This is a genomic window from Aliiglaciecola lipolytica (assembly GCF_018860635.1).
Taxonomy (GTDB): Bacteria; Pseudomonadota; Gammaproteobacteria; order Enterobacterales; family Alteromonadaceae; genus Aliiglaciecola; species Aliiglaciecola lipolytica_A.
The window spans coordinates 93356-118170 of sequence record NZ_JAHKPT010000004.1 but is presented as its reverse complement, the minus strand read 5'-3'; the positions used below and the strand labels follow the sequence as shown (position 1 = coordinate 118170).

Genomic DNA, 24815 nt, shown 5'->3' with positions numbered 1-24815 from the left:
AAGATGAAAACTCTTTCAACCCGTGCTTTTTTATTATTTCTTTTGATCTTTGGTATACAAGGTTGCGGCTTCAAACTGCGAGGTTCACAGCCTTTGCCAAACGGTATTCAGCAGGTCTACCTGTCTGGCCCTAAGGAATATTCACCTTTAAAACGCGCGGTGAAAGAACACTTCGATTTCTATCAGATAGCCTATGTGGCTAACATTCCTGTGCAACAAAAAGACAGCACTATTGCTATTTATTTGTATCCAGACAGCCTTGATAGAAGGTTACTTTCACTTTTTAGTAGTGGCCAAGTCGCGGAATATGAGTTGGTATTGACCATTAAACTGCAAGTCATTTTTCCTGATAAAGAACCGCAAATTGTAGAATTTGATATTACTCGGGAATACCAAGATGATCCCGATGCTATTTTGGCTAAATCTCGGGAATTAGACTTAGTGCTTAAAGAGATGCGTAATCAAGCCGCAGATCGCATTGTCAGAATGTTACCTAGTTTGGATAGCCGAGAACTTTAATGCAGGTCTATCCAAATCGCTTGGCCCAACATGTTAAACAAAATGACCATAGTTTTTATATGGTTTTTGGTGATGAACCACTGCAAAAAATGCTGAGTATTGAAGCAATACGCAAACAAGCATTACAACAAGGATTTGACGAGCGCCAGCAACTCACAGTAGACAATCAATTTCAGTGGTCCAGCCTAATCGAAGCAACCCAGACATTATCGCTGTTCAGCTCAAAACAGTTTATCGAATTAGAACTACCTACAGGCAAACCGGGAACGGAAGGCAGCAAAGTGCTTTGTGAACTCGCTGCGAATTCTCATGCCGATACTATCGTACTCATACACGGGCAAAAGATTGGACGTGATGTACAAAATGCTAAGTGGTTTAAAGCATTAGACAAACAAGGTATTTATGTTCCCTGTTTTGCCCTAGAAGGCAAGCAACTGCAGCAATGGGTTGCAGGTTATATGAATGAGACAGGCTTAAAAACCGGACCTGAGTCAATCAAACTGCTAAGTGATTATTGTGAAGGAAATTTATTAGCGGCCAAACAGGAAATCGACAAATTACTGTTGTTGTATCCTAACGGCGTGGTCACTGAACAACAAATCATTGAATCCGTGGTTGATCAGTCTCGATTCAACGTATTCCAATTAGTCGATGTCATGCTTTCAGGTGACGCTGATAGAATGGTCAAAATGTTGTATCGATTAGAAGCTGAAGGAGTAGAACCGACTATAGTGTGTTGGGCTTTGACCCGAGAATGGCAAGTTTTAAGCTCCTTACTAGCGGATAAACAAGCAGGTAAAGCCATCAATTGGAACCAACATCGGATATGGAAAAATAGACAAGGGTTCTATATGAGTGCCTTGCAACGGATTTCCTTAGCAACCTTAGACAATATCCAGCAAAAACTGCAAATATTGGATCAACGAATAAAACAATCGCAAGTAATGCGTCCCTATGTTGAGCTGTGTCATTTGTGTTTATTATTTATTCCGTTTGACTTAACTTCTATACCATTAGAATAACTGCAATCGTTACGCGTAACGCTGCAACCCCTTTATAATTGAAGTAATAGATAGCTATGCTAGTTTGTTATTATTTCTGATACAATTCACGTTGAGAAAACGTTTTAAGAGGAACACAATTGGAAAGCGACGAATTCAAAAAATTTGTAATCGATAAAATCGAAGACCTTAAGGCCAGAGACATCGTTGATATTGATGTAAAAGGCAAGTCTACAGTAACCGACACTATGTTGGTTTGCTCGGGGAATTCGAAACGTCATGTGGCGTCAATTGCACAAAATGTAGTTTACGAAACTAAGAAAGCGGGCCACCCGCCTCTCAGCGTCGAAGGTCAAGCCGAAGGCGAATGGGTGTTAGTAGATCTTGGTGAAATTGTAGTGCATGTAATGCAAGATCAGACTCGTGATTTCTACCAGTTAGAAAAGCTTTGGGCATAGCGACTAAACTCAATCTAGGAAATTAGTTCTAATGCGCATTCAACTGATAGCAGTAGGCACCAAAATGCCCTCGTGGGTGGAAACAGGTTATCGAGAATATGAGCGCCGTTTTAACGGCGATTTATCGTTAACCTTAACCGAAATTCCTGCAGGGAAACGAGGCAAAAATGCAGATATTAAACGGATTTTGCAAAAAGAAGGGGAACTTACCTTAAATTCAATACCCAAAGGTAACAAAGTTGTCACCCTTGAAGTAACAGGAAAAGCCTTGACCACAACTGATTTGGCGCAAAACCTTGCCGCTTGGCAAATGGATGGCAGAGACGTGAGCTTATTGATCGGTGGTCCTGAAGGACTCGCGCCAGAGTGTATCCAAGCCAGTGAACAAAAGTGGTCGCTATCTGCCCTCACCTTGCCGCACCCTTTGGTTCGTATAATTGTTGCTGAGAGTTTATATCGTGCTTGGTCGGTGAATGCCAATCACCCTTATCACCGAGAATAGTTTTGGCTGTTAATCGCGTAACTATTAAAGACCATTCGGCCGAAGCCAACCTTTTTGCAAGACGCAGCTTCATTGCAATGCTATTGGTTTGCGTGGCGATGGTGTTAATAATAAGCAATTTATATTATCTGCAAGTATCAAAATTTTCCGACTATCAAACACGCTCCAATGGCAACAGAATAAAAGTGCTGCCGGTTGCTCCCAATAGAGGTCTTATTTACGACAGAAACGGGATTCTACTAGCTGAAAATCGACCTGTTTTTTCATTAGAGGTAATTCCCGAAGAGATAGAAGATCTCGATGCAACCCTTACCGAACTAACTAGTTTACTTAATTTAAGTGAAGATGAAATTTCTGACTTTAAAGCCAATATGAAACGAGTAAGACGGTTCAAACCTGTATCCTTACGTAATCGTCTAACGAATACTGATGTGGCTTTATTTTCAGCTAGCCAACATAAATTCCCAGGGGTGTCGATTGAAGCCAGATTAACCCGTCATTATCCTTTTGGTAGCGCACTTACTCATGCGTTGGGCTACGTAGCAAGAATCAATAAAAAAGACTTACAAAAACTCAGCGAAGCCGGGCAAGAAGACAACTATGCTGCTACCCATGATATAGGCAAGCTAGGTATCGAAAAGTACCATGAAGAATTACTCCATGGCGAAGTGGGATATCAAGAAGTAGAAGTGAATAGTAAAGGACGGATTATCCGTACGTTGAACTTTCAACCACCTGAACCAGGTCAAGACTTGATCCTCAATATTGACGTTAAAATGCAGTTAGAAATACAGAACATTTTGGGCGACACTCGAGGTTCAGTGGTTGCACTAGATGCAAAAACCGGTGGTGTTTTAGCGCTTTATAGTAACCCCAGCTATGATCCCAATTATTTTGTGCACGGTATCAGCAGTAAAAACTATTCAAAACTACTTCAATCAACCGATAGACCACTGATTAACCGCGCAACACAAGGTCAATATCCGCCTGCATCAACGGTTAAACCGCACTTAGCGTTAGCAGGCTTAGAAGAAGGTGTTATCGACAGCGAAACTCGTCTTTTCGACAATGGCCGTTATCAACTAAAAAATGTTAGCCATGTATGGCGAGATTGGATTCCTTGGGGTCACGGTTGGGTAGATGTCAAAAAGTCAGTAGAAGTATCCTGTGACTTTTTCTTTTACGATTTAGCCTACCACCTCGGTATAGATCGCATTAACGAAACCATGACAGAGTTTGGATTTGGTGATTACACCGGAGTTGATATTTATGAAGAATCAGATGGAAATATGCCAAGCCGCGGTTGGAAAAAAGCACGCTATAACGAACCTTGGTACATCGGCGACACCATTTCGGTAGGCATTGGGCAAAGTTATTGGACCGCAACGCCACTGCAATTAGCAAAGTCGGTGAATACGTTGGTAAATAAAGGTAGACGAATTGTTCCTCAAATATTACGAGGAAGAATTGTTGAAAATGAAATGGTTTTAGATCCACTAAAAGAACTCCAACCCATCCCCATAAAAAACAGTGAAAATTGGGATCTGGTTCTAGCGTCTATGTATGGAGTAATCCATGAACCTCATGGTACAGCGCGGGGCGCTTTTGTAGACGTTAATTATGAGCCTGCTGGCAAGACCGGTACTGCTCAAGTTGTGTCTATTGCACAAGATGCAAAATATGACGCTGAAAAGTTAGCAGAAAAACATAGGGATAACGCGATGTATATCGGTTTTGCGCCTTATGATGATCCGCAAATTAGCATTGCTGTCGCACTTGAAAATGCCGGTGGAGGTAGCTCCCAAGCTGCGCCAATCGCTCGAAAAGTGATGGATTTTTATTTTAAAGATAAACAGCATCAGTTGGTTAAAACTAACGTCGATGAATCTGAAACCGATAATCAGACACAACAATAAGCATTGACTATGTTAAGAACAAAATTAGAACCAAATAAACAATCCATTTTCACCAAAATACACATAGACGTTACTTTGTTGATTGGACTATTAGTTCTAATGGCTGTGGGTTTAGTCACTATATATTCTGCTGGCGGCCAAGATATGGCGTTGATACAACGACAAGTAATTCGACTTGGAGTCGCCCTATTAGTCATGTTCATGTTAGCGCAAATCCCCGTTTTGGCGTATCAACGAATGTCAGTGTATTTTTATATCGCAGGCGTGTTAATGCTGGTTGCAGTATTACTTTTTGGGGTGTCAGGAAAAGGCGCGCAACGCTGGCTAGATTTAGGGGTTGTGCGATTTCAGCCATCAGAAATAATGAAATTGGCCGTTCCGATGATGATTGCTTGGTATATTAGCCGCTACAACCTGCCCCCCAAAATCTGGAACATTTGTATCGGATTTTTATTTGTGGCTGTACCGACATTATTGATCGCCAAACAACCAGATTTAGGTACCTCACTGTTAATCGCCAGTTCAGGCGTATTTGTATTATTTCTAGCGGGCATGAGTTGGAGCCTGATATTAATGGTCACATTTTTGTTGTCGGCCTTTGCGCCAGTTATGTGGTTCTTCCTAATGAAAGAATATCAAAAGCAGAGAGTTTTGACTTTTCTTAATCCTGAGAGTGATCCCTTAGGATCCGGATACCATATAATTCAATCCAAAATAGCAATAGGTTCCGGTGGTGTTAGCGGCAAGGGGTGGTTGCAAGGAACACAGTCCCAATTAGAGTTTCTACCGGAAAGACACACCGACTTCATTTTTGCGGTATTTAGTGAAGAGTTTGGTTTGTTTGGAATATTGGCGCTGTTAGCCATATATTGCTACATCATAGTGGTTGGCTTGATGATCGCCATGCGAGCTCAAGATGCTTTCGCTAAACTACTAGCTGGTAGCATCACCTTAACCTTCTTTGTTTACGTATTTGTTAATATGGGAATGGTCTCTGGTTTATTGCCGGTAGTGGGTGTGCCTTTACCACTCGTCAGCTATGGCGGAACATCAATGGTGACTTTATTAGCCGGATTTGGCATTCTAATGGCAATCAGTACCCAAAAACGTCTGCTTTCCAGACAATAATAACTAAATAAACGGCCTAAGCGGGCTGATTTCCAAGCGGAGAGAAAATGCGTGCGCTAACAAAATGTATATTGTTTTCCATTTTATGCCTGAATATGACACAGGGAATGGCCAACCAAGACGTCGATTCAAAAGTTGATGCGCAAATAGAAGAGTTCATTACAATGATGGCTGAAAAGCATCAATTTGATCCCGACTTTATAAAACAAACATTAAACGGGGCTAACAAGAACCAGACTATTTTAGAAGCCATTGCTAAACCTTGGGAAGCCAAACCTTGGCATCAATACTTCCCTATTTTCCTAACTGAAAAGCGTCTTGCCAAAGGACTAGCCTTTTGGCAAGAGCACCAAGAAGATTTGCAACGAGCTGAGCAAGAAACCGGAGTCCCTGCTCAAATCATTGTCGCGATTATTGGAGTTGAGACCTTTTATGGCACATATAAAGGTAAATATTCGGTATTAGATGCATTGTATACGCTGGGTTTTTACTACCCTCCCCGTGCCACTTTTTTTAAAAGTGAATTAGCAGAATATTTTCTACTCACCCGAGAAGAAGGCTTCGATTTATCCGATGTTAAAGGTTCTTATGCTGGGGCCATGGGCTGGGGTCAGTTTATCTCTTCTAGCTATCGGCATTATGCAGTAGATTTTGATGGCGACGGCGTTCGCGATCTATTAAACAATCCCACAGATGCGATTGGCAGCGTGGCTAATTACTTTAAACGTCATGGATGGCGATCAGGCGAACCTATTGCATTTAAAGCAACAGTTGCAACATCCAGTAATAAAGTTGATGATTTAGTCAGTAAAAGTTTAAAATATAAGCATACATGGCAAGAGTTAAGTGACGCGGGCGTAAGACTAGATGACAAAACTTCCTTATCAGCACAACAAAGCGTGAAATTACTCGCATTTGAACAACCTGATAATACTGAGTATTGGGTAGGACTACCTAACTTTTACACGATAACTCGCTATAATCACAGCCCATTATATGCCATGGCAGTATTTCAGTTTAGTCAACAGCTACAACAAGCAATGGAATTAAAATGAGAATAATTGGTTGTTTGATACTTTGTGCGCTAATTGCGTCTTGTAGTAATACAGGTCGTTATAGCCAGCATTCAGATTCAAAACCAAAAACGATTAGTCGAGATATTGATTTTCGTGATGTGCAGCCTAAATACGAACCATATCTTGCCGCATCGATGCGACCGTACACTGTTTTAGGCAAATATTATAAACCTCTTACAACAGGAAAAGGCTACGTTAAACAAGGTATTGCATCTTGGTACGGACAGAAGTTCCACGGCCATTTAACCGCTAACGGCGAAGTCTACAATATGTTTGCCATGAGTGCCGCCCATAAAACCCTACCGCTGCCATCGATCGTCAAAGTGACAAACATAGAAAATGGTAAAATTGCTGTGGTACGAGTCAATGACCGAGGGCCATTCCATCACAATCGTATCATCGATTTATCTTATGCAGCAGCGATGAAAATTGGCGTGTTAGATACCGGAACGGCTCATGTGAAAGTAGAAGTAATGCACGTGGATCAAAATGGCATGCTGACTGTAGGTAATACACCAGCGCCATCAGCGTCTGAAATAGCATCAGCAAAAGCAGATAACCAGCTATTTATTCAAGTTGCGGCTTTACAAGATGCAACAAAAGTACAAGCATTAGCTCAAGGTCTTCAAAGCCAGTATCAAGTATCCGTCAACACACCAAACGAAAATGGTCTATTCAGACTGCATTTAGGTCCTTTGGATGATGAAAATCATGCAGAACAACTTTTGCAACAATTAAAATTAGATGGCTATAACAGTGCCTTTCGCATATACAGCCAAACGACTATGACCCCCTAATGAAGTTGTATACTGAGTTGAAAAACAAGTTAAACTTTTTTTAACTTTTAGTGGTCGTAACATGAGTTGTAATTAAGGGAGTTGTGGATATTTAGTGAATACCCATGCGTCTATTGTTGAGCCAAATATGTCGTCCGCCATAAAATCTAAACGATTAAACGAACTTGAAGATATTTTTCACGAAAGTGATTGGCAGAAATGATATATTACGCACCGCTCAAGAAACACTTTTTAAAAGATTAATAATAATGGTAGGTCAATGAACAATATTAAGTCTATTTTTTTCGGGTTGTTTTGCTCAGTAAGCACAGCCGTATTTTCGGTTAGTGCATTTTCAGCTGTAGTCATCCCCCCTCCTCCGACCGTTGCCGCTAAAGGCTTCTTGTTGATCGATCATAATACCGGTCATGTGATTGCAGAACTAAATGCGGATATACAACTTGCTCCAGCAAGTTTAACTAAAATGATGACCAGTTATGTTATCGGCAATGAACTCAAGTTAGGTAATATTTCAGAATCCGATATGGTGACGGTATCTGAAAATGCGTGGGCCAAAAACTTTCCAGATTCATCGAAAATGTTTATTGAAGTCGGTAAGCAAGTTTCAGTACACGATTTAAATCGCGGCATTATCATTCAATCAGGTAACGATGCTTGCGTGGCCATGGCTGAACACATTGCCGGAACAGAGAGTGCATTTGTTAGTTTAATGAATGCCCATGCTGAAAAATTAGGCATGACATCAACCCATTTTGTTAATAGTCATGGTTTGCATGATGCGGATCATTACACGTCTCCCCGTGATATGGCTATTCTTGCTAGTGCACTAATTAATGATGTTCCTGAAGAGTACGCTTTGTATGAAGAGAAAGAATTTACTTACAACGATATAAAACAATATAACCGTAATAGTCTGTTGTGGGACAAAAGCTTAAATGTAGACGGGATCAAAACCGGTCATACTTCTGATGCTGGTTACAGCTTAGTTACATCTGCTACCCAAGGTGATATGCGCTTGGTGGCAGTGGTTATGGGCGCTGATAGTGAAAGAGCCCGTAAAAATGAAAATAAAAAATTATTAAAGTATGGATTCCGTTTCTTTGAAACCGTCACGCCATATAAAGCGGGTGACAGCTTTGTTTCCCACCGTATTTATATGGGTGATAAAGAAACTGTAGACTTGGGAATTAACCAAGACACCCCCATAACTATCCCTAGAGGTCAGGTCAAAAATCTCAAAGCAAACTTTGAACTAGAAAAAAGTTTGGAAGCCCCCATCGCAAAAGGTGAAGTGGTTGGTAAGCTATTTTTGCAACTAGAAGGTGAAGATATTGCTGAATACCCGTTAGTCGCCCTGCATGAAGTGCAAGAAGGCGGATTGTTTGACCGGGCATATGATTATATAAAATTACAACTTGGATTTGGTGACTAGTCAATTCACTAGCATTCAAATCCCTAAATTAGTGAAGAGTAAAAAGTGGATACTAAATTCGATCAATTGTTGGATTTTCCTTGTTTGCAGACATTCAAAGTAATGGGAGTTGCTCATGAGCAGCTTCCTAATGATGTTATTTCTTGTTTGCAGAACCATGCACCAGGTGATTACAGCCCAACAGTAAAACCCAGTTCTAAAGGTACCTACCATTCGCTATCTATTAGCGTAAAGGTGACTAGTAAAGAACATATGGAAACCATTTACACTGAGTTATCTAGCTTAGAATTAGTAAGAGTTGTGCTGTAATGAAATCGGTAGTGGCGTTTGCGTAATATGTCTTTAGTTGTTCGTCAATTAGGTAAACAAAGTTATCAACCCATCTGGCAGGCAATGCAAGATTTTACCGATTCTCGAGACGCAACTGTTGCAGATGAAATATGGTTAGTTGAACACTTACCTGTGTTTACCCAAGGTCAGGCTGGTAAAGAAGAACACTTATTAGCACCTGGGGATATCCCCGTGGTGAAAGTCGACCGAGGTGGACAGGTTACTTATCACGGTCCAGGTCAGCAAACTATGTATGTTTTGTTGGACATTAAGCGGCGTAAGCTTGGTGTAAGGAACTTGGTAACTGCCCTTGAAAGCTGTGTTGTGAATACTTTGCAGGATTATGCAATCAACGCTTATCCTAAAGCTGACGCTCCTGGGGTATATGTTGACGAAAAGAAAGTCTGCTCAGTTGGGCTACGTATACGTAAAGGCTGCTCATTTCACGGCTTAGCATTGAATGTAAACATGGACTTGTCGCCATTTAATCGTATTAATCCTTGTGGCTATGCTGGCCTTGAGATGATAAATTGCGCAACTATTGGTGGCCCGCAATCTGTAAATGCAGCAGGCACTAAATTGGTTGAGCACTTTTGCAATTTGTTAAATATTGATCACAAAGAATATAAAGAAGGTTTTGATGAGTAACGCACGACCACAAGCTGGAGTAAAACTCCGCGATGATGAGAAAGTAAAACACATTCCCATTACGATTGTTCCCACAGAAAAAGAACAAATGTTGCGTAAGCCTGAGTGGATCAAAATTAAATTACCCCGTACAACGGAAAAAATTGATCACATCAAACAAACCCTGCGCAAAAATAATCTGTATTCTGTATGTGAAGAAGCAAGCTGCCCTAACTTAGCGGAGTGTTTCAACCATGGTACAGCTACCTTTATGATTTTGGGTGATATCTGTACCAGACGTTGTCCATTTTGTGACGTTGCCCACGGAAAGCCTTTACCTCCAAGTGCAGAAGAACCGATTAAACTTGCTAAAACCATTGCTGAGATGGGATTAAAGTACGTGGTCATTACGTCTGTTGACCGTGATGATTTGCGTGATGGCGGTGCTCAACATTTTGTCGATTGTATTAATGCTATTCGTGAACACAGCCCATCGACCAAAATTGAAGTACTGGTACCCGACTTTCGTGGCCGTATGGATCGCGCACTAGAAATATTTAAACAAGGTGTGCCAGATGTGTTTAATCATAACTTGGAAACCATACCTCGTCTTTATCGAGAATGTCGTCCAGGGGCAAACTATCAGTGGTCACTCGATCTTCTCAAAAAATTCAAAGAACAACATCCTGAGATCCCGACTAAATCAGGCTTAATGATGGGAATGGGTGAAGACAAGCAAGAGATAAGCGTAGTGTTAGACGATTTGCGTGCTCACAACGTTGATATGCTTACATTAGGACAGTATTTACAACCTAGTAAACATCATTACCCTTTAAAACGTTATGTACACCCGTCTGAATTTGACGAATTAGGTGACTATGCTCACAGCATTGGATTTACTCACGCAGCCTGCGGACCTATGGTGCGTTCCAGTTATCATGCTGACAAGCAAGCCGCTGGGGTCGAAGTAAAATAGCCAAAAACCTAATTAAGTTTACGGATTAAACAAAGCCCGTTAATGTAGTCATTAACGGGCTTTTTTATACAAGGAATAACCATGAAACCTTTCACTACACTTTTAATCGTTGTTGCATTCTTTTCTTGTTCAGCTTTGAGTAAAGTCCAAACAGAATGGCGTGCACCTAGATTAGAAAACCAAGTTTATATGCAAACTGATGAAGGACTAGTGATCATTGAATTAGCGCCGTTTATCGCTCCTGAGCATGTAAAACGCTTTAAAAACCTGATTAGTGAAGGTTATTACGACGGCTTAGACTTTTATCGGGTGATAGACGGTTTTGTTGCCCAAGCAGGTGATCTTGAGGATAAAAAACCAACTCAATTTAATAGTCCATTAAAGGCAGAGTTTACCCGCCCTATTCCCCCCATTAGTGCCTTTCAACTGGAACAAAAAAATGATTTCATGGCACCTGAAACTGGCTATTTACATGAATTTCCTGCCGGTCGAGATTTACAAAGTAAAGAAGAGTGGCTTCTTCACTGCCCAGGTAATGTAGCCATGGCCAGGGATGTAAATAAAGACTCAGCCACTACCCATTTTTATATGGTCATTGGCCAAGCTACTCGACACCTAGATCGAAACATGAGCTCCTTTGGTCAGGTTATCTATGGCATGCCTGCCTTGCAATCCTTAAAACGGGCAAGTGTCAATGAAGCGAGTGGCGTTATCGAACAAGCTGAGCAGCGTAGTAAAATACATTGGATTAAAATGGCAGAAAATATTGCCCCTGAAGAGCGCATTAAAATTGAAATACAAAAACAGGACTCTGACGCCTTCCAAAAGCGTTTACAAAGCGCTCGTGGTTTAGAAAGTGAATTCTTTCACTTTAAGGCTAACGGTAACTTGGACATGTGCTACTACAAGCCCAAAACTTACATAAACGAATAACGGTTTTATCTACACCGAGTGGCTTTGAGCACTCAGAATGTCAAAATAGCCGGGCAATATTGACCTCAGTAATTCTTTACTTGTTGGAGTCAAAGATAGCAAAACTGCCCTTGCATCTTGCTTATCCTTTTTGGAAGACAATAACGAGGCTGCAATAAGCTTCTTTATGGCTCGACTCAATACCGGCTTTGATACATCTAACCTTTCTGTTATTTCATGGGCAAGGAGGTGATCACGATCCGGCTCACGATCAATCACCATCATGACTAAAAATCGTAATTGAGAAAGGTTGTGGCTAGCAAAGTAGTCCTCTAATTTTCGAATCAAAGTGCTGTATTCTCGCAGTCCTTGCAATTTTTTAGCGACATCTTCACTTCGCTCAGGAAAGTAATCTTCACTGTAGCGGTTTATCATTGCTTGAGTCGGTAGCTCTTTTAGAAAAAACATACTTTTAAACTTCTACCATTATTTAAGCAAAGCCATGGTTTTTATCTCAACAGGCTCAGCTAACCAGTCTTGATAAGCAGTAAACACCTGTTTTGTATAATCTTGCTGATAATGTTGTTCAAGGGCACTTTCATCCTGCCATTGTTCATATAAAAATAGCTGTGTTTCACTTTGATTTGTGTGGACGTCAAATTGCAAGCAGCCTTCTTCTTTTCGAGTAGCCCCTAATATTCCAAGGATAGCTTTTTTTGCATATTTAAAATATTGGGGCTTTGGTGTAATGGTGGCAAAGATACAATGCACAGAGCAGTCCTTAATCAAAACAATATAGTTACCATGGTAACTATATGCACTAAGTTGTCAAGCAGATATGTTTTTTTGTCTATTTATGCCATGGCTTTTTATATTCAGACTCGTTATGCAGTTAACACCTCAATTTGACTACCCGCTCTGCCTGATTTCACATCAACTCGCAGGGCCATTTGACTTTTTAACTCACTAACATGGGAAATGATCCCAATCATGCGGCCAGTGGATTGCAAATCGATTAAAGTGCGGATGGCTAAATCTAACGACTCAGAGTCTAAACTACCAAACCCTTCATCTATAAATAATGTATCCAGTCGAATACCACCTGAATAGGACTGCACCACATCAGACAAACCCAAGGCTAATGATAAGGCAGCCATAAAGGACTCTCCCCCTGACAGAGTGGCAACAGGACGCGATTTGCCGGTGTAGGCATCATCTACTTCCAGTTCAAGTCCAGATGCTTTGTTGCCTTTCGCACGCTCTTCCTTGCGAATAAGTTGATATCGGCCTTTACTCATTAACGACAATCGCTGTGAAGCCTGTATCAATACATCATCTAACAAGACACTGAGCACAAATCGCTGCAAACTAACTTTATCACCGGTGAGTCCGTTGGATACCTCGTATAAGGTTCCTACGGTTTGATATTGCACTTCAAGTGCTTGGTTCTTTTTATGGGCAGCAATTAACTTGGTTTGTACCGAAAGAAGCTGATTTTTGCGCTCTTCTAATTCCCGCCATATGCGATCTTTTTCATTAAGCACTGAATTAGCCAAGGCAAGTTCGTCTTGGATCACAACAAGGTTAGGTTTGGTTTGGGCGGTTAACTCAGATTTAAGTTGGGAAACCGCTCCGGTTAAATTATCCAGCCTAGTTTTAAACCCTTCAATATTGGTTTGTAACTCAAGTTGTTGTTGATCACTTAGTTGCGCGGCTAAAAAAGCGTCTTCATTAATAAACTCACTTGCCCCTAAAGCGGTTTCCCAATTTTTTTCGGCCTCTCGACTTTCGGTTTCCAGCTCAGCTAAATTTGCCTGTAATGCCTGGTTGTTGGCATGACCTTGGTCGAATTGAGATTGGGCGACTTCTTTGTCTTGTCGAGCAGACACTAAGGCCTCATTAAGCTGGCTAATCTTACGTTTTAGACCATCTATATTGGATTCTAGCTCGGAAATATTACGTTGCTGAGGGGGGACTTGTTTTTCAAGTTGCGCAACATTCGCTTCAGCTGTGATCAAACCTTTCTCATCTACCGCTGCTTGGTCTTGCAAACCAGAGAGTTTAGCTTGGTACTCTTTGAGTGTGTTTTTATTGTTTTCTAGGTTTTCAGCTACAGTTGTCAGGTTTTTTTGAACCCTTAATAACTCACTGACTTTGTGCTGCTGAGTGTCGTGCTCAGTTTGCATCTCTTCTATGCTTTTAGATGCAATATCGCCTAACTCTTGGTTTAGGGAATCAATTAAGCTCTGTTTAACGGTTTCCTTGCTGACAGCGTTATCTAATAGTGCTTTTGCCTTATCTCGCGTGTTAGTTGCTTGTTGTTCTAGGGCTCTAACCTCATCGACTTTTTCTTTGCTGGTGAATTCAATAACACCTTGTGTCGTGGCAATATTAGGGTGCTGCAAACTACCACACACAGGACATGGCTCTCCGTCTTCTAACTCTTGGGCCAAAATAGCCGCTTGACTAGCATGCCAAGAAAACTCGGTTTTTTTAACTAAGCGTGAACTGTCTAATAAGCTATTTTGGGCTGAATCATAATCACGTCTGGCCAGAGCACTTTGCTGTTGCAGTTGCTTTAATTCGTCCCGTAATTTCTGTAAATTTTTACCCTTGGTCAAGTTTTGACTTAACTTTTCAAGTAATAGTTGTTGTGCTGCGATGGCGCTTATTTGCTCTGAAAGTTGCTGCCATTGTTGTTCTAAACTCATTATTTGTGAACTGATAGTGTCTATCTGACCTTGTTGCTTATTAAGTTTACTTTTACTCTCCGTCGCCTGTGATTGGGCCTTTTCTTTTAACACTGTGGCGGCGTTTAAGTTTTGCGCCACTTTTAAAAACTGTTCCAGTTGATTGAGTTGTTTTTGCACAGACTCAACTTGTTGCTGCTCAACTTGTGCGGCGCTAAATCTTTCTACTGCTTGTTTTAACTGGGCGTCATATTGGCTTAATGCCGTTTGACTGTTAGCTAATTTTTCCTGCCCTTGAGCTAGTTTTGATGCCACGCTCTTTTTGTCTTTAAAAAGAGGTGCTAACTTTTGTGCAACTTGGGCAAGCCTCAGCTGTTGTTTTAGCTTGTCGAACGCGGGAATGGATTCTTTAAGTTGTTCTAACTCATGACTTTTCAACTCAAAGTCGGTGAACTTTTTAACTAATTGATTAGCCGCTTCTAAGGCTTTTTCCGTTTGTTTAACCTGGCTTTGTGCATCTTGTTTTTGAGTAAATGCCAGTACAAGTTCTGGTTTTATCTGCACAATGCTTGTTTCAACCTGCTCTTCTGAGTTGACGTCAGCACTTTGCAATATGCCTTTTATTTGGTTCTGATGTTGCTCCACCGCTTTTTTAATCTCTGCAGCTTGGAGTTTTAAACCATCTTCAATCCTCTTATAGATGGAAGTTTGAAATAACTGGCTAAATATTTTTTCGCGATCTTTAGAGTCCGCTAACAACAATTCTCTAAACTTACCTTGAGGTAACACCATAACCTGACGGAATTGTTCAACATCTAATCCAATAAGACTTCTAATCTGGTTGTCTGCTTCTTTCACGCTAGATGAAACTAGTAGCCGATTGTTCTCGCTACCATCAAGCTCCCAAAGGCTGGCTTTGGAATTTTGCGACGTGGTGCCTTCTCCAACACTCTTAGCCCTCTCTTGCATAGGGATCCGAGAAATACGATAAGCCTTATTGCCCAAGCTAAAATCTAAGGTTACCTCGGTCAGTAAATTTATATCGGCGAAATCACAGCGCATTTGTGAGGCTGAGCGTTCAGCCCCGGTTGTTTGGCCATATAAGGCAAAACAGATGGCATCAAGTATGGAGCTTTTGCCCGCGCCTGTAGGGCCATTTATCAAAAATAAGGGGTTAGATCCCAACTCCGCAAAATCAATACATTCAGTACCAGAAAAAGGGCCAAAAGCATGTACAGTCAGTTTAAGTGGCTTCATGTTAATGTCCCTATTTGGTTAATCGATTAATTAGTTCGGAGACCAATTTATCTTGAGCCTCTGACATGGCTTGGCCGGCAATTTGCGAATAGAAATCTCGAAACATATCCAGCTCCCCTTGCTTTAACGACTCTTGATTTAATTGTGTTGAGTTGGTTTCTAGCATGCCAGGTTTTTCAAGGTGCAACACATTGGGGTACACCTCTCTTAACTTACCCATGGGATCTAAGATTGCGTGCTTATCTGTTAGCCTAACTAAAAGATAATCGTCATTGTTGGGGTCGACTTTACCTTGTCCTAAAATAGTGCTTAATTCACCTTCAATAATACGCATGTCTCTGAGTGGCTTAAGCGCTAGGTGTGTCATTGATACTGGCATTTCAGAGTCGAATTCAACAAGGGTTACACCTTTTTTCTGGTGCTGCTCTGAAAAACTATATTTCATGATCGAACCAGAGTAACGGATATGTTCTTTTCCTTTAAACTGCGGACTATGCAGGTGCCCTAAGGCCACGTAATCAAAGTCGATACAAGGTTGATAACTCACTCGGTCTGCACCGCCTATTTGTAATGGTCGTTCAGAGTCAGATTCGCTGGCACCATCAATAAAACAATGGCTGATCAACACATTTTTTTGTTTGTCTGACATCACTTTTTTAATTTCTTCGACCAAGTAACTGTGAGCCTCATCATAACTGCTAACCTCCACATCAAAGGTATTTCTAACCATTGCTGGCTCACAATATGGAATACCGTAAAAAGCAACTTCAACCCCTTTTATATCAATGATAGTTGGCTGTGTAATCTGCTGTAAATCACCGATAATATGCAGGCCAGATTGTTTCATGTGTTTTGCGCCAAACCTGACTCTTTCAGCACTATCATGATTTCCTGGAATCAAAATAGTTGGAATTTTTAAATCTATACAGATAGTTGTAAGGACTTGATCAAGCAACTCTACTGCGTTAGCTGGCGGTAATGCACGATCATATATATCCCCAGCTATAATTAGCGCATCAACTTCTTGTTGTTTAATGTACTCGATCAACTGATTAAGCACATATTGTTGATCTTCAAGTAGAGAAACGTTGTGGAATTGACGGCCAATATGCCAGTCTGAGGTATGTAAAAACTTCACAAAAGTCCTTTAAAATTACGATATTGGAAATTATTAAGGGAAATAAAAAGGCGAGACCTAAGCCTCGCCTATCATACTAACTCATCGAAAGAGCGCTGAAAACGCTGTAAAGCTAGCAACCCTTATGTGATTAACTTTTTTGACTCTCGATCCAACGATCAATTTTTGCTTCAAGAATTGGCATAGGTAATGCGCCATCTATTAGCACTTGGGTATGGAACTTACGCACGTCGAACTTATCACCCAGTGCTGCTGAGGCTTTATTGCGTAACATCCGGATATGTCGTTGACCTATTTTGTAAGCGAGCGCTTGGCCGCCGATTGAAATATAACGTTCAACTTCTGCAACAACATCGCTTTTGGCCATAGATGAATTGGCTAACATGTAGGCGATGGCCTCCTCTCTAGTCCAGCCGAATGCATGTAATCCAGTGTCGACCACTAAACGCATAGCACGCAATTGTTCGTCGCTTAGTCGCCCGTACCACATATAAGGGTCAGTGAAGAGCCCTAACTCTTTACCTAAGCTTTCTGCGTATAACGCCCAACCTTCAGCAAACACAGTGTAACCACCAAATTTACGGAATTTTGGAAGGGATTCTACTTCTTGCTGAATCGCGATTTGGAAATGGTGCCCGGGTGCCGCTTCATGAATACTTAAGGTTTCTAGTGAAAACTTTGGTTGGCCTTTTAGATCACGGGTATTAATATAAAAAATCCCCGGTCTCGAGCCATCCGGTGCCGGAGGCATATAACTGGCTCCTGCTTCAGAAGCTTCCCTGTATGCCTCAACCGGTTTCACCACGTAATCCGCTTTAGGAAATACTTCAAACAGTAATGGTAGTCTTTCATTAATCTTTTCTTTTACTTCTGTATAACCATCAATGATCCCTTGCTTAGAATCGAAGTAAAATTGGTCATCTGTACGCAAAAACTCGAAAAATGCAGGTAAATCCCCTTCAAAGCCGACAGTTTCTTTTACTTTAATCATTTCTGATAAAATGCGAGCCACTTCTTGCTTGCCAAATTCATGTATTTCTTCAGCGGTTAAAGGTAATGTGGTATTCGTTTCGATTCGGTATTCATACCATTTTTTACCGTTAGGAAGTGCCGATAAGCCAACAGTATCACGGCCATTTTGCAGATATTCGCCTGCTACAAATTTTGCCACCTTCGCATATGCAGGAATAATGACTTGCTTAATAACGGCAATATATTCACTTTTTAATTTAGCTTTTTCATCTTCGGATATATTTTCATTATCCTCTAACGCGGCTACTGGGCCGTAAAAAACGCTTTTGCTAACATCATCTACAACATGAGCACTTAATTGCGGTATCAGCTTTTCAATAATTGGCTTGGGATGGACTACACCTTTTTTAATGCCTTCTTGCATAGTCGTAATTACGCTGTCCATGTAAGCAGAAAAGCCAACCGAGCGCTTCATAAAGTTACGATAATCTTGCGCGGTATTAAAAGGCTGTGCACTACTGCCTGAGCCTAACATTGCAAAATAACTATGTACGCCACCGAACTGACTTATTGGCATCAAGTGTTCAGGCAATTCAAACTCTCTGATACCTACTTCAAGATCCCGTTTAAATACTTCATAGCTCAATAAATCCTGACCACTCAATTTACTTGAATCGATAGTATTAACAGCCGCTAAATATTTCTTCTCAAAGGCTAAACGTTTAGCGAAAACAGCTTCCGTTAGCGGTTCATCAAATTGATCGTTATATTTAGTTTCGCCAACAAAAGTAGAATAAATCGGATTAAACGCCATACTTTCATTAAAGTAATTTTCAGTTAATTCTTGGATTTTTTTCGACTCAGCTAATTGAGTCATTTTTTCAGCCGCCACCTGATTACCCGTTGAATTGTCCGTGCTGTTACCTGCACAACCCGCTAAAGCAATTGATACAGACATAGCGATCAGTGCTTGTTTTATCGCCATCGGCTTAATTCTAATTTTCATATTTTTTTCCTGTGTTAGTGCGTGTTTTTATTGTTAGATGTCAAGCATAACAAAGCACTTCGAGACTAGCTTGATAATATAAATCCTGTAACACTTTTTATTTCTAGAAAGTGTTATAAATCATGCTCTATTTAGGCTGAATTAGGTGGAGTTTTGTTTGCCGGCCATCTAGGTAATGCACTCCGCTACTATCAAAAAATGCATTTTCCTCTAACATAATCCGAATTTCCTTTTTCCATTCTGGAATAAAAGAAGCGGCATTCAATTCGATGGAATAAGCGGTGTTGAGGTGCAAGGGATAATCACCTGTGACCGGTACACCACCTTGAGAATCCCACATCCCAAGAGTGGTTCCAGCTGCATGACCATGATAACCAATTGGGTGAGTATAAATTGAGGGTTTAATACCCTCAGCAATAGCTTGCTCTCTAGACATCTTTAGTACTTCATTTCCCGTTCGTCCTGGTTTGAAGTTATTGGTAAAAATATCTTGTAATCGATTAGCTTTTGTAAATGCCTTTTGCAGATAGTCAGGTGCATCCGTCTCACCTGGTTTTAACACATAAGCATGCTGTTGTTGATCAGAATGTAAACGCAAATAAACCAATCCGAAGTCCACGTGCAAAAGGTCACCCGCTTGAATAACCTGTTCCGCATTGCTAGCTGTAAAGGCTTTTAAATGGTCAAACTTCACTGTACTTGAGCGTTGAATTGAAACGGATGGATGAAACCAATTGGTTAATTTTAGTTCTCTGCTTTTTTCCCTTAACCACCAAACCACATCTTCCGTAGTTGTTTCTCCGGGAGTAATAACCTGATTGGAAAAAGCCTCAGCAATTAAGCGATGACCGATTTTAATTAAGCTTGGATACAATTCCATTTCTTTGCCGCTACGGGTTTCTAACCACGCGATGGCTAAATTTTGTGATGAAACCACTTTGTTGGATAGCTCGGAAGGTAAAGCGTCCATTAACTCTTGGTATTCTGTTGCACTCAGACCATCAGCTAAAGCAAAATGAGCAGATTTATTGAGGGCTATTTTTTGTGGATTTTTTTGTTTTATTAATTCCACAAGGCGTTGCCATTGGTTGGGTTGTTTTTCTTTATCCCATCCTTTTCTAAACATGCTATCGACGTCGTATCGACTTACTGCAAGACGTTCCACAGCTTGTCCATTTCCGGGATTAAACAGCACCAAAATAGTTCTGCGTCTAGCCGATAGCCAGGTTGCTGGTAACATGGTTTTTAACACTGGATCTTCGTTATACTCCCTAGATATCAAAATCCACATGTCGATCCCTTCCCGCTCCATCAACTTGGGAAGCGTTCGCTCAAGACGATCTTTGAGTATGTCATCTATTAATGCCGCACGTTCGCGCATACTCAACACTTCTTCTGAGTGGGAAGTCGCTGCAAACAAAGTGCTTACTAGAATTATCGTTAATAAAGTAACTGTCTTTATATTAATCAAAATTTGTCCTTTGCTTTTGAAAAACTACCCACTTTAGATAGTTACCTCGTTATCATCATTTTTGTAAATACTCAGTGAAATTACAACAATATATCGTCAATAAGGGAATATTTCAGGTTAGAATGTCGGCATTGCATTAATAGACATAAAAAATAATGACTCACACTAAAAAACGAATTTACGTGGCCTATACTGGCGGCACAATTGGTATGCGCCCTTCATCCCATGGTTATGTTCCAGTCTCTGGTTTTTTGACCGAGACCCTTAATAATATGCCTGAATTTCATCGCCCTGAGATGCCCGAATTTACGATTCAGGAGTATCAAAGTCTAATCGATTCTTCAGACATGAGCCCCCATGATTGGCAAAACATCGCCGATGATATCAGTGCTAACTATGCCGACTATGACGGTTTTATTATCTTGCATGGTACTGATACGATGGCATATACGGCCTCAGCGCTATCCTTCATGTTAGAAGACTTAGGCAAACCAGTGATTGTGACAGGCTCGCAAATTCCCCTTGCTGAATTGCGTTCAGACGGTCAAGTAAACCTGTTAAATGCCCTTTACATCGCGGCTAACTACCCTATTTCCGAAGTATCATTATATTTCAATAACCGTCTGTTTCGTGGAAATCGTAGTCGCAAAGTTGACGCTGATGGTTTTGACGCTTTTGGCTCACCAAATTATCCAGAACTACTTAGAGCGGGAATCGATATCGAACTTATTGCTGGGAAAATCAGCCAAGACAGCCAAAAAGTAATGAAGGTCAGCCCTGTAAATGCACAACCCATAGGTGTAGTAACCTTGTATCCGGGGATCAGTGCAGAAGTCATTAGAAACACCTTACAGCAACCAGTCAAAGCGTTAATTTTATTGAGTTATGGTGTCGGTAATGCACCGCAAAACCCGTCGTTGTTAGCACAACTCAAAGAAGCCCAGCAGAACAATATTATTGTACTAAATTGCACACAATGTTTTAGTGGTAAAGTGAACATGAGTGGCTATGCAAACGGTCATGTATTGCGTGAAGTTGGAGTGGTGTCTGGACATGATATGACACCAGAAGCAGCATTAGCGAAACTACATTATCTGCTCAGTAAAGAGCTTCCAGTGGAAGAAATAAAACGTCAATTAATAACAAATTTGCGCGGTGAATTAAGTTAATTCACCGGCCAATTTTTGCATTTAATTAATTGATAAAGTGAGATTTTACCCGTTCGAGTAACTGCCGATCTTTATCACTCGCCTCCGCAGCTAATTTCCCTTGTTGAATAAACTGTAATAGTAATGTGTCTTTATCTAGCTGTTCACCGTGTTGTAACTTATCGGTCATCATTTGTAACTGCAGATTTTTACGCAATTGAGAATCCTCTTTTGGACTTTCTTCAGATCCAAGAATCTCCAACAAAACTGCAATTTGGTTACGGTTAAAATCAGTCACTTTATCACTAAGGTAAGCTTGTCTCCATGCTTGGGGTAACTGCTCTACTAAGTCTTTAGTTTCTTGCTCACTGATTGAGCCGCCTAACAATTCGAATACGTTATCTAACATTCGGCGCTGCTTATCACTAGTCACCGATCGTTTTTTGCTGGCGAGTTGTTTCTCAATTTTGATTAATTTACTGCTAAGCGACTTTAAGACCTGTTCATTATCATCAAGACTGGCTTTAAATTGCTGCAATTGTTCAACTACTTTCTCAATAGCAGATAAACTGTCGGCACCATCTGCTCCTTGTTGAATCACCTGCAAAGCAACTTCAGCTTCTTCAATGCCTTTTTGCAATGCTTGTTTATTGTTGTTTTGAATGTCATTGCGTTTTGCAAATAACTGGTCATTAACATGTCTAAATTGTTTCCATAATAAAGCGTCTTGTTTGCGACCAGCATTACCGATTTCTTTCCACTGATGTTGCAGCTTTTTGGCTTGCTCAATTGCTTCATTAATATCTTCATGGGTAAGCAACACCTGCGCTTTGCTAATTAGCATTTGCTTAGATTCTGCGTTGTCATGGTGGAATTGCTGAATTTGCGTTTTTAGTGGTTTGAGTGCATTTGAATATGCCTCATTGATTGTATCTAAAATCTTATAATCCACTTTACCAATACACTTCCACTGCTGTTGAATTTGACTGACTTCTTCCGCTATTGCACTGACTGATTTCTCTTCAGTTTGCAATAATTTGCAGCGCTCGATTAATGCTAACTTTTGCAGTTCATTGTCTTTGCGTTGAGACTCCATCTCAGCGAAATGTATGCGGCAAGGTTCAAATGCTTTTTCAATCGCCATATCAAAGGCTTTGTTAAGAATAGTGTCCGCCTCTGAGTCTGTATTGCCGAGACTATTCCAAGCACTTCTTAGGCGTTTAACCTCCGCGACTTGTTGTTCAACAGGCAATGGATGCAAAGCAATAGTTTCGGCTTCTTTGAGCACTGCAGGTTTACGAGGTTGAGCAATGTACTGCTGCCAATCTTTTAGATTTTCAACTTGTTCTTTAATTGCTTGGAGTTGACGGCTAACAAAATGTTGATTGCGTTCAGGAAGTTGCTCATACCAACTTGTGACTTTTTCATACAAGCCCATTGCAGCATTATATTTACCTTGGGAAATCAGTCCGTCGATGGCTCTTAACTTGGCTTTACAGCGATTTTCGTTCTGTTTAACATCATCTAAAAGCTTTTTTAATCCCGCGTTAAACGCTTTACGGCAATCCTGCCACTCAACTTCAAGTTCCTTAGGCCAACCTGAACCGTAAGGCGCAGACAACGCTTTCCAATATGATGTTTGCTCAGTTAAATACTCTTTAGAGGCACTAATCTGGCTTATATCTGTAGGCGGCTTGAGACGTTTAAATTGCTCAATAAACTCTTTACCAAGAGTCACCGCTTTTTTAAATTCAGGCAAACGTTCTAAGGTTGAACGGCATTGAATAATTTGTGAAGAAATAGATTCCCAAATTCGTTTTAGTGCAATATCGTGAGATAGTTCAGGAAATATTATAGTTAATTGTTGCTGACAATCTTGCAACGCATGTTCATAAGCTTCCACAGCCCCAAGAGTTACCTTTTCCACATCTTGTGACAACTCTTTATTCGCTTCAGCTAAAATTAAATCCACTTTTTGTGCAATTTTTTCTAGCTGTGCATTAAGCGCTTTAAATTGCTCTGCTGCTTCGAACTTGGGTGCTAATTGTTGAATTAAGCTGGTGACTTTGTGGCTAATTTCGTCGAATCGCGTATTTAATTGCTCTTTTGTTTCGTCTTTTAAACAAGCAAATTCTTGTTGCAGAGCAGTAAATGAATCCGTCAGTTCTCGGTTTTGTTGTTTGATTAATGCATAGTCAGATTTATCTTTTAACGCCAATAAACGAGACAGTACTAATTTTGCGTCTTTCTCAATTTCTAAGGGCTTGAGTTTTGCTTCTTCGATTTTTTGAAGCTTACTGGTAATCGCGTCTTTTACTCCACTAAAAGCCGTTCTTTTTAACGCTTTATTTAGAGTAGACTCATCATCTATCAATGCCAATAAACTCAGTTGTACCTTTTCATTATTGCTATTGATAAATTGTTGTTTGGTGACATGGGGCTTATTTAGCTTGTTTAATACCTTGAGCAATAAACCAGACTCATCATTTTTAACCGATGGTAATTGCAGCAGCTTTTCCAACAATGAATTACTTTTGCATTCAGCAATAAATCTTTGTCTTTCCTGATCGGTGATCAACAAATCACCTTGTTCAAACAAAGCATTTTCCACTGTGATCTGTGCCCGTTTCTTAACCCGTTCAGACTTGGCTGTTTCAGCCATTTTACACCACAGCGCGAAACTATTTAGTCGCGTTAAAGCAGCCAAACTTACATTTGGATCTTCGTCATTAAAGGCGAGCTCGTGTAATTGAGTCTTATGTTGAGATTCTTCTGGGATTAAGTTTGCAATTGCTTGGATTCTAACTTGCGGATTAGGATCCTGATATTTGGGTCGAAAAAAGTGTTTAAAAATCATCCTGCTTGAACCGTGCTATGCTGCTTTGTGGAGCAAACTGCTCTTTAAGTTGTTGACGGCTTTTATGATTAATTTGGCCATCAGCATTTAACGTCATATGTTGATCAAGTTTTAAAACTTTAACCTGATACATCATAACCGCTTGCATGCTGCTCTCTCGTTGGCTTTCTGTCAAGGGCAAACCATCAAGCCATTTTCCCGTTTCCACTGCTTGTAGCAGCTTTTCATAGGTATCTTTTGTCATTGACGACACTAACGCATCTATACTCACTAATTAGCTCGCTTTATAAAAATTAATCGAATTCGATTGACCACGTACCAAACAAAACCAGTAACGGAAACGGCAATCGCCATAGTATGTTGCAGGTCACCGGGTTGCGCCCCACCCCAATACATAAAACCAAAGCCAGCCACAAACATCAACATCGCCAGCAAAGACTGATTTTGAATACTGTGTTGTTTCTTAAATTTGTTTAAATTCTTTTTTCGTAACAGATCTTCAGCAGATGCATCGCCCACCGGAAAATCACAATGGGAACAAGTATCCGCTTTATCGGAAATTTTCTTATTGCACGAAGGGCAGTCTATCAGTGCCATATTTA

Annotated in this window: 23 protein-coding genes; 14 read left to right on the top strand and 9 right to left on the bottom strand. The window is 40.6% G+C overall.

Features of this window, described 5'->3' with window-relative positions:
• The first annotated feature begins 3 nt into the window (after nt 1-3).
• The 13 genes from lptE to KO530_RS00745 all read left to right on the top strand — a co-directional run bounded on the left by lptE (nt 4) and on the right by KO530_RS00745 (nt 11695).
• Nucleotides 4-519, top strand: a complete 516-nt coding sequence (lptE, locus tag KO530_RS00805; protein ID WP_216046484.1) for an LPS assembly lipoprotein LptE — start codon at nt 4-6, stop codon at nt 517-519.
• Nucleotides 519-1541 carry a DNA polymerase III subunit delta gene (gene holA, locus KO530_RS00800; RefSeq protein WP_216046483.1) on the top strand — a complete coding sequence of 341 codons (1023 nt, stop codon included), beginning with the start codon at nt 519-521 and terminating at the stop codon, nt 1539-1541. Before lptE ends, holA begins: the two co-directional genes overlap by 1 nt.
• Nucleotides 1542-1660: 119 nt before the next feature.
• Nucleotides 1661-1978, top strand: a complete 318-nt coding sequence (gene rsfS, locus KO530_RS00795; protein WP_216046482.1) for a ribosome silencing factor — start codon at nt 1661-1663, stop codon at nt 1976-1978.
• Between the two features lie 31 nt (nt 1979-2009).
• Nucleotides 2010-2480: a 23S rRNA (pseudouridine(1915)-N(3))-methyltransferase RlmH gene (rlmH, locus tag KO530_RS00790; protein WP_216046481.1), complete on the top strand. Its 471-nt coding sequence runs from the start codon at nt 2010-2012 to the stop codon at nt 2478-2480.
• 2 nt (nt 2481-2482) lie between these two features.
• Complete coding sequence (gene mrdA / locus KO530_RS00785) at nt 2483-4396, top strand: penicillin-binding protein 2 (protein ID WP_216046480.1); 1914 nt, start codon at nt 2483-2485, stop codon at nt 4394-4396.
• Between the two features lie 9 nt (nt 4397-4405).
• A complete protein-coding gene (rodA, locus tag KO530_RS00780; RefSeq protein ID WP_216046479.1) occupies nt 4406-5524 on the top strand; it encodes a rod shape-determining protein RodA in 1119 nt (372 codons plus the stop codon).
• Between the two features lie 107 nt (nt 5525-5631).
• Nucleotides 5632-6579, top strand: coding sequence for a lytic murein transglycosylase B (gene mltB / locus KO530_RS00775; protein WP_436792289.1), 948 nt, complete (start codon nt 5632-5634; stop codon nt 6577-6579).
• Nucleotides 6576-7397, top strand: a complete 822-nt coding sequence (locus KO530_RS00770) for a septal ring lytic transglycosylase RlpA family protein (protein ID WP_216046477.1) — start codon at nt 6576-6578, stop codon at nt 7395-7397. Before mltB ends, KO530_RS00770 begins: the two co-directional genes overlap by 4 nt.
• 259 nt (nt 7398-7656) lie before the next feature.
• Nucleotides 7657-8829 (top strand): serine hydrolase, encoded by a 1173-nt coding sequence (locus KO530_RS00765; protein ID WP_216046476.1) that lies wholly within the window; start codon nt 7657-7659, stop codon nt 8827-8829.
• 45 nt (nt 8830-8874) lie between these two features.
• Nucleotides 8875-9138: a DUF493 family protein YbeD gene (ybeD, locus tag KO530_RS00760; RefSeq protein WP_216046475.1), complete on the top strand. Its 264-nt coding sequence runs from the start codon at nt 8875-8877 to the stop codon at nt 9136-9138.
• Nucleotides 9139-9165: 27 nt separating this feature from the next.
• Nucleotides 9166-9807 (top strand): lipoyl(octanoyl) transferase LipB, encoded by a 642-nt coding sequence (gene lipB, locus KO530_RS00755; protein WP_216046474.1) that lies wholly within the window; start codon nt 9166-9168, stop codon nt 9805-9807.
• Nucleotides 9800-10762, top strand: a complete 963-nt coding sequence (lipA, locus tag KO530_RS00750; protein ID WP_216046473.1) for a lipoyl synthase — start codon at nt 9800-9802, stop codon at nt 10760-10762. Before lipB ends, lipA begins: the two co-directional genes overlap by 8 nt.
• Nucleotides 10763-10843: 81 nt before the next feature.
• Nucleotides 10844-11695 carry a peptidylprolyl isomerase gene (locus KO530_RS00745; RefSeq protein WP_216046472.1) on the top strand — a complete coding sequence of 284 codons (852 nt, stop codon included), beginning with the start codon at nt 10844-10846 and terminating at the stop codon, nt 11693-11695.
• A gap of 9 nt (nt 11696-11704) precedes the next feature.
• Here KO530_RS00745 and KO530_RS00740 read toward each other — a convergent pair whose 3' ends face one another.
• The 6 genes from KO530_RS00740 to KO530_RS00715 all read right to left on the bottom strand — a co-directional run bounded on the left by KO530_RS00740 (nt 11705) and on the right by KO530_RS00715 (nt 20199).
• Nucleotides 11705-12142, bottom strand: a complete 438-nt coding sequence (locus tag KO530_RS00740; protein ID WP_216046471.1) for a MarR family winged helix-turn-helix transcriptional regulator — start codon at nt 12140-12142, stop codon at nt 11705-11707.
• A gap of 18 nt (nt 12143-12160) precedes the next feature.
• On the bottom strand, nt 12161-12445 hold the full coding sequence (locus KO530_RS00735) for a putative quinol monooxygenase (protein ID WP_303499836.1): 285 nt from the start codon (nt 12443-12445) through the stop codon (nt 12161-12163).
• A 113-nt stretch (nt 12446-12558) separates the two neighbouring features.
• A complete protein-coding gene (locus tag KO530_RS00730) occupies nt 12559-15621 on the bottom strand; it encodes an AAA family ATPase (RefSeq protein WP_216046469.1) in 3063 nt (1020 codons plus the stop codon).
• Nucleotides 15622-15631: 10 nt separating this feature from the next.
• Nucleotides 15632-16759 (bottom strand): exonuclease SbcCD subunit D, encoded by a 1128-nt coding sequence (locus KO530_RS00725; RefSeq protein ID WP_216046468.1) that lies wholly within the window; start codon nt 16757-16759, stop codon nt 15632-15634.
• Nucleotides 16760-16889: 130 nt separating this feature from the next.
• Nucleotides 16890-18737 carry a DUF885 domain-containing protein gene (locus KO530_RS00720; protein ID WP_252728697.1) on the bottom strand — a complete coding sequence of 616 codons (1848 nt, stop codon included), beginning with the start codon at nt 18735-18737 and terminating at the stop codon, nt 16890-16892.
• A 127-nt stretch (nt 18738-18864) separates the two neighbouring features.
• On the bottom strand, nt 18865-20199 hold the full coding sequence (locus KO530_RS00715) for a M24 family metallopeptidase (protein WP_303499994.1): 1335 nt from the start codon (nt 20197-20199) through the stop codon (nt 18865-18867).
• A gap of 164 nt (nt 20200-20363) precedes the next feature.
• Here KO530_RS00715 and ansA point away from each other — a divergent pair, with 164 nt between their 5' ends.
• Nucleotides 20364-21377, top strand: coding sequence for an asparaginase (gene ansA / locus KO530_RS00710; protein ID WP_216046467.1), 1014 nt, complete (start codon nt 20364-20366; stop codon nt 21375-21377).
• 25 nt (nt 21378-21402) lie between these two features.
• On the opposite strand, the gene KO530_RS00705 is transcribed toward ansA, so the two are convergent.
• Genes KO530_RS00705 through KO530_RS00695 form a run of 3 tightly spaced genes read right to left on the bottom strand, consistent with a single transcriptional unit; the run spans nt 21403 to nt 24810 of the window.
• Nucleotides 21403-24213, bottom strand: coding sequence for a DUF349 domain-containing protein (locus KO530_RS00705; RefSeq protein WP_216046466.1), 2811 nt, complete (start codon nt 24211-24213; stop codon nt 21403-21405).
• Entirely contained in the window at nt 24203-24484 is a 282-nt protein-coding gene (locus KO530_RS00700) for a YeaC family protein (RefSeq protein WP_216046465.1), read from the bottom strand. Before KO530_RS00700 ends, KO530_RS00705 begins: the two co-directional genes overlap by 11 nt.
• Entirely contained in the window at nt 24484-24810 is a 327-nt protein-coding gene (locus tag KO530_RS00695) for a hypothetical protein (RefSeq protein WP_216046464.1), read from the bottom strand. Before KO530_RS00695 ends, KO530_RS00700 begins: the two co-directional genes overlap by 1 nt.
• Nucleotides 24811-24815 lie beyond the last annotated feature (5 nt).

Excerpts from the sequence above, each read along its gene's own strand:
- holA (WP_216046483.1), top strand. The coding sequence starts at position 519 with ATGCAGGTCTATCCAAATCGCTTGGCCCAACATGTTAAACAAAATGAC.
- lptE (WP_216046484.1), top strand. The coding sequence starts at position 4 with ATGAAAACTCTTTCAACCCGTGCTTTTTTATTATTTCTTTTGATCTTT.
- KO530_RS00695 (WP_216046464.1), bottom strand. The coding sequence starts at position 24,810 with ATGGCACTGATAGACTGCCCTTCGTGCAATAAGAAAATTTCCGATAAA.
- rodA (WP_216046479.1), top strand. The coding sequence starts at position 4,406 with ATGTTAAGAACAAAATTAGAACCAAATAAACAATCCATTTTCACCAAA.
- KO530_RS00705 (WP_216046466.1), bottom strand. The coding sequence starts at position 24,213 with ATGATTTTTAAACACTTTTTTCGACCCAAATATCAGGATCCTAATCCG.
- lipB (WP_216046474.1), top strand. The coding sequence starts at position 9,166 with ATGTCTTTAGTTGTTCGTCAATTAGGTAAACAAAGTTATCAACCCATC.
- KO530_RS00740 (WP_216046471.1), bottom strand. The coding sequence starts at position 12,142 with ATGTTTTTTCTAAAAGAGCTACCGACTCAAGCAATGATAAACCGCTAC.
- KO530_RS00770 (WP_216046477.1), top strand. The coding sequence starts at position 6,576 with ATGAGAATAATTGGTTGTTTGATACTTTGTGCGCTAATTGCGTCTTGT.
- KO530_RS00720 (WP_252728697.1), bottom strand. The coding sequence starts at position 18,737 with ATGAAAATTAGAATTAAGCCGATGGCGATAAAACAAGCACTGATCGCT.
- KO530_RS00745 (WP_216046472.1), top strand. The coding sequence starts at position 10,844 with ATGAAACCTTTCACTACACTTTTAATCGTTGTTGCATTCTTTTCTTGT.
- rlmH (WP_216046481.1), top strand. The coding sequence starts at position 2,010 with ATGCGCATTCAACTGATAGCAGTAGGCACCAAAATGCCCTCGTGGGTG.
- KO530_RS00730 (WP_216046469.1), bottom strand. The coding sequence starts at position 15,621 with ATGAAGCCACTTAAACTGACTGTACATGCTTTTGGCCCTTTTTCTGGT.
- mltB (WP_436792289.1), top strand. The coding sequence starts at position 5,632 with ATGGCCAACCAAGACGTCGATTCAAAAGTTGATGCGCAAATAGAAGAG.
- KO530_RS00765 (WP_216046476.1), top strand. The coding sequence starts at position 7,657 with ATGAACAATATTAAGTCTATTTTTTTCGGGTTGTTTTGCTCAGTAAGC.
- lipA (WP_216046473.1), top strand. The coding sequence starts at position 9,800 with ATGAGTAACGCACGACCACAAGCTGGAGTAAAACTCCGCGATGATGAG.
- ansA (WP_216046467.1), top strand. The coding sequence starts at position 20,364 with ATGACTCACACTAAAAAACGAATTTACGTGGCCTATACTGGCGGCACA.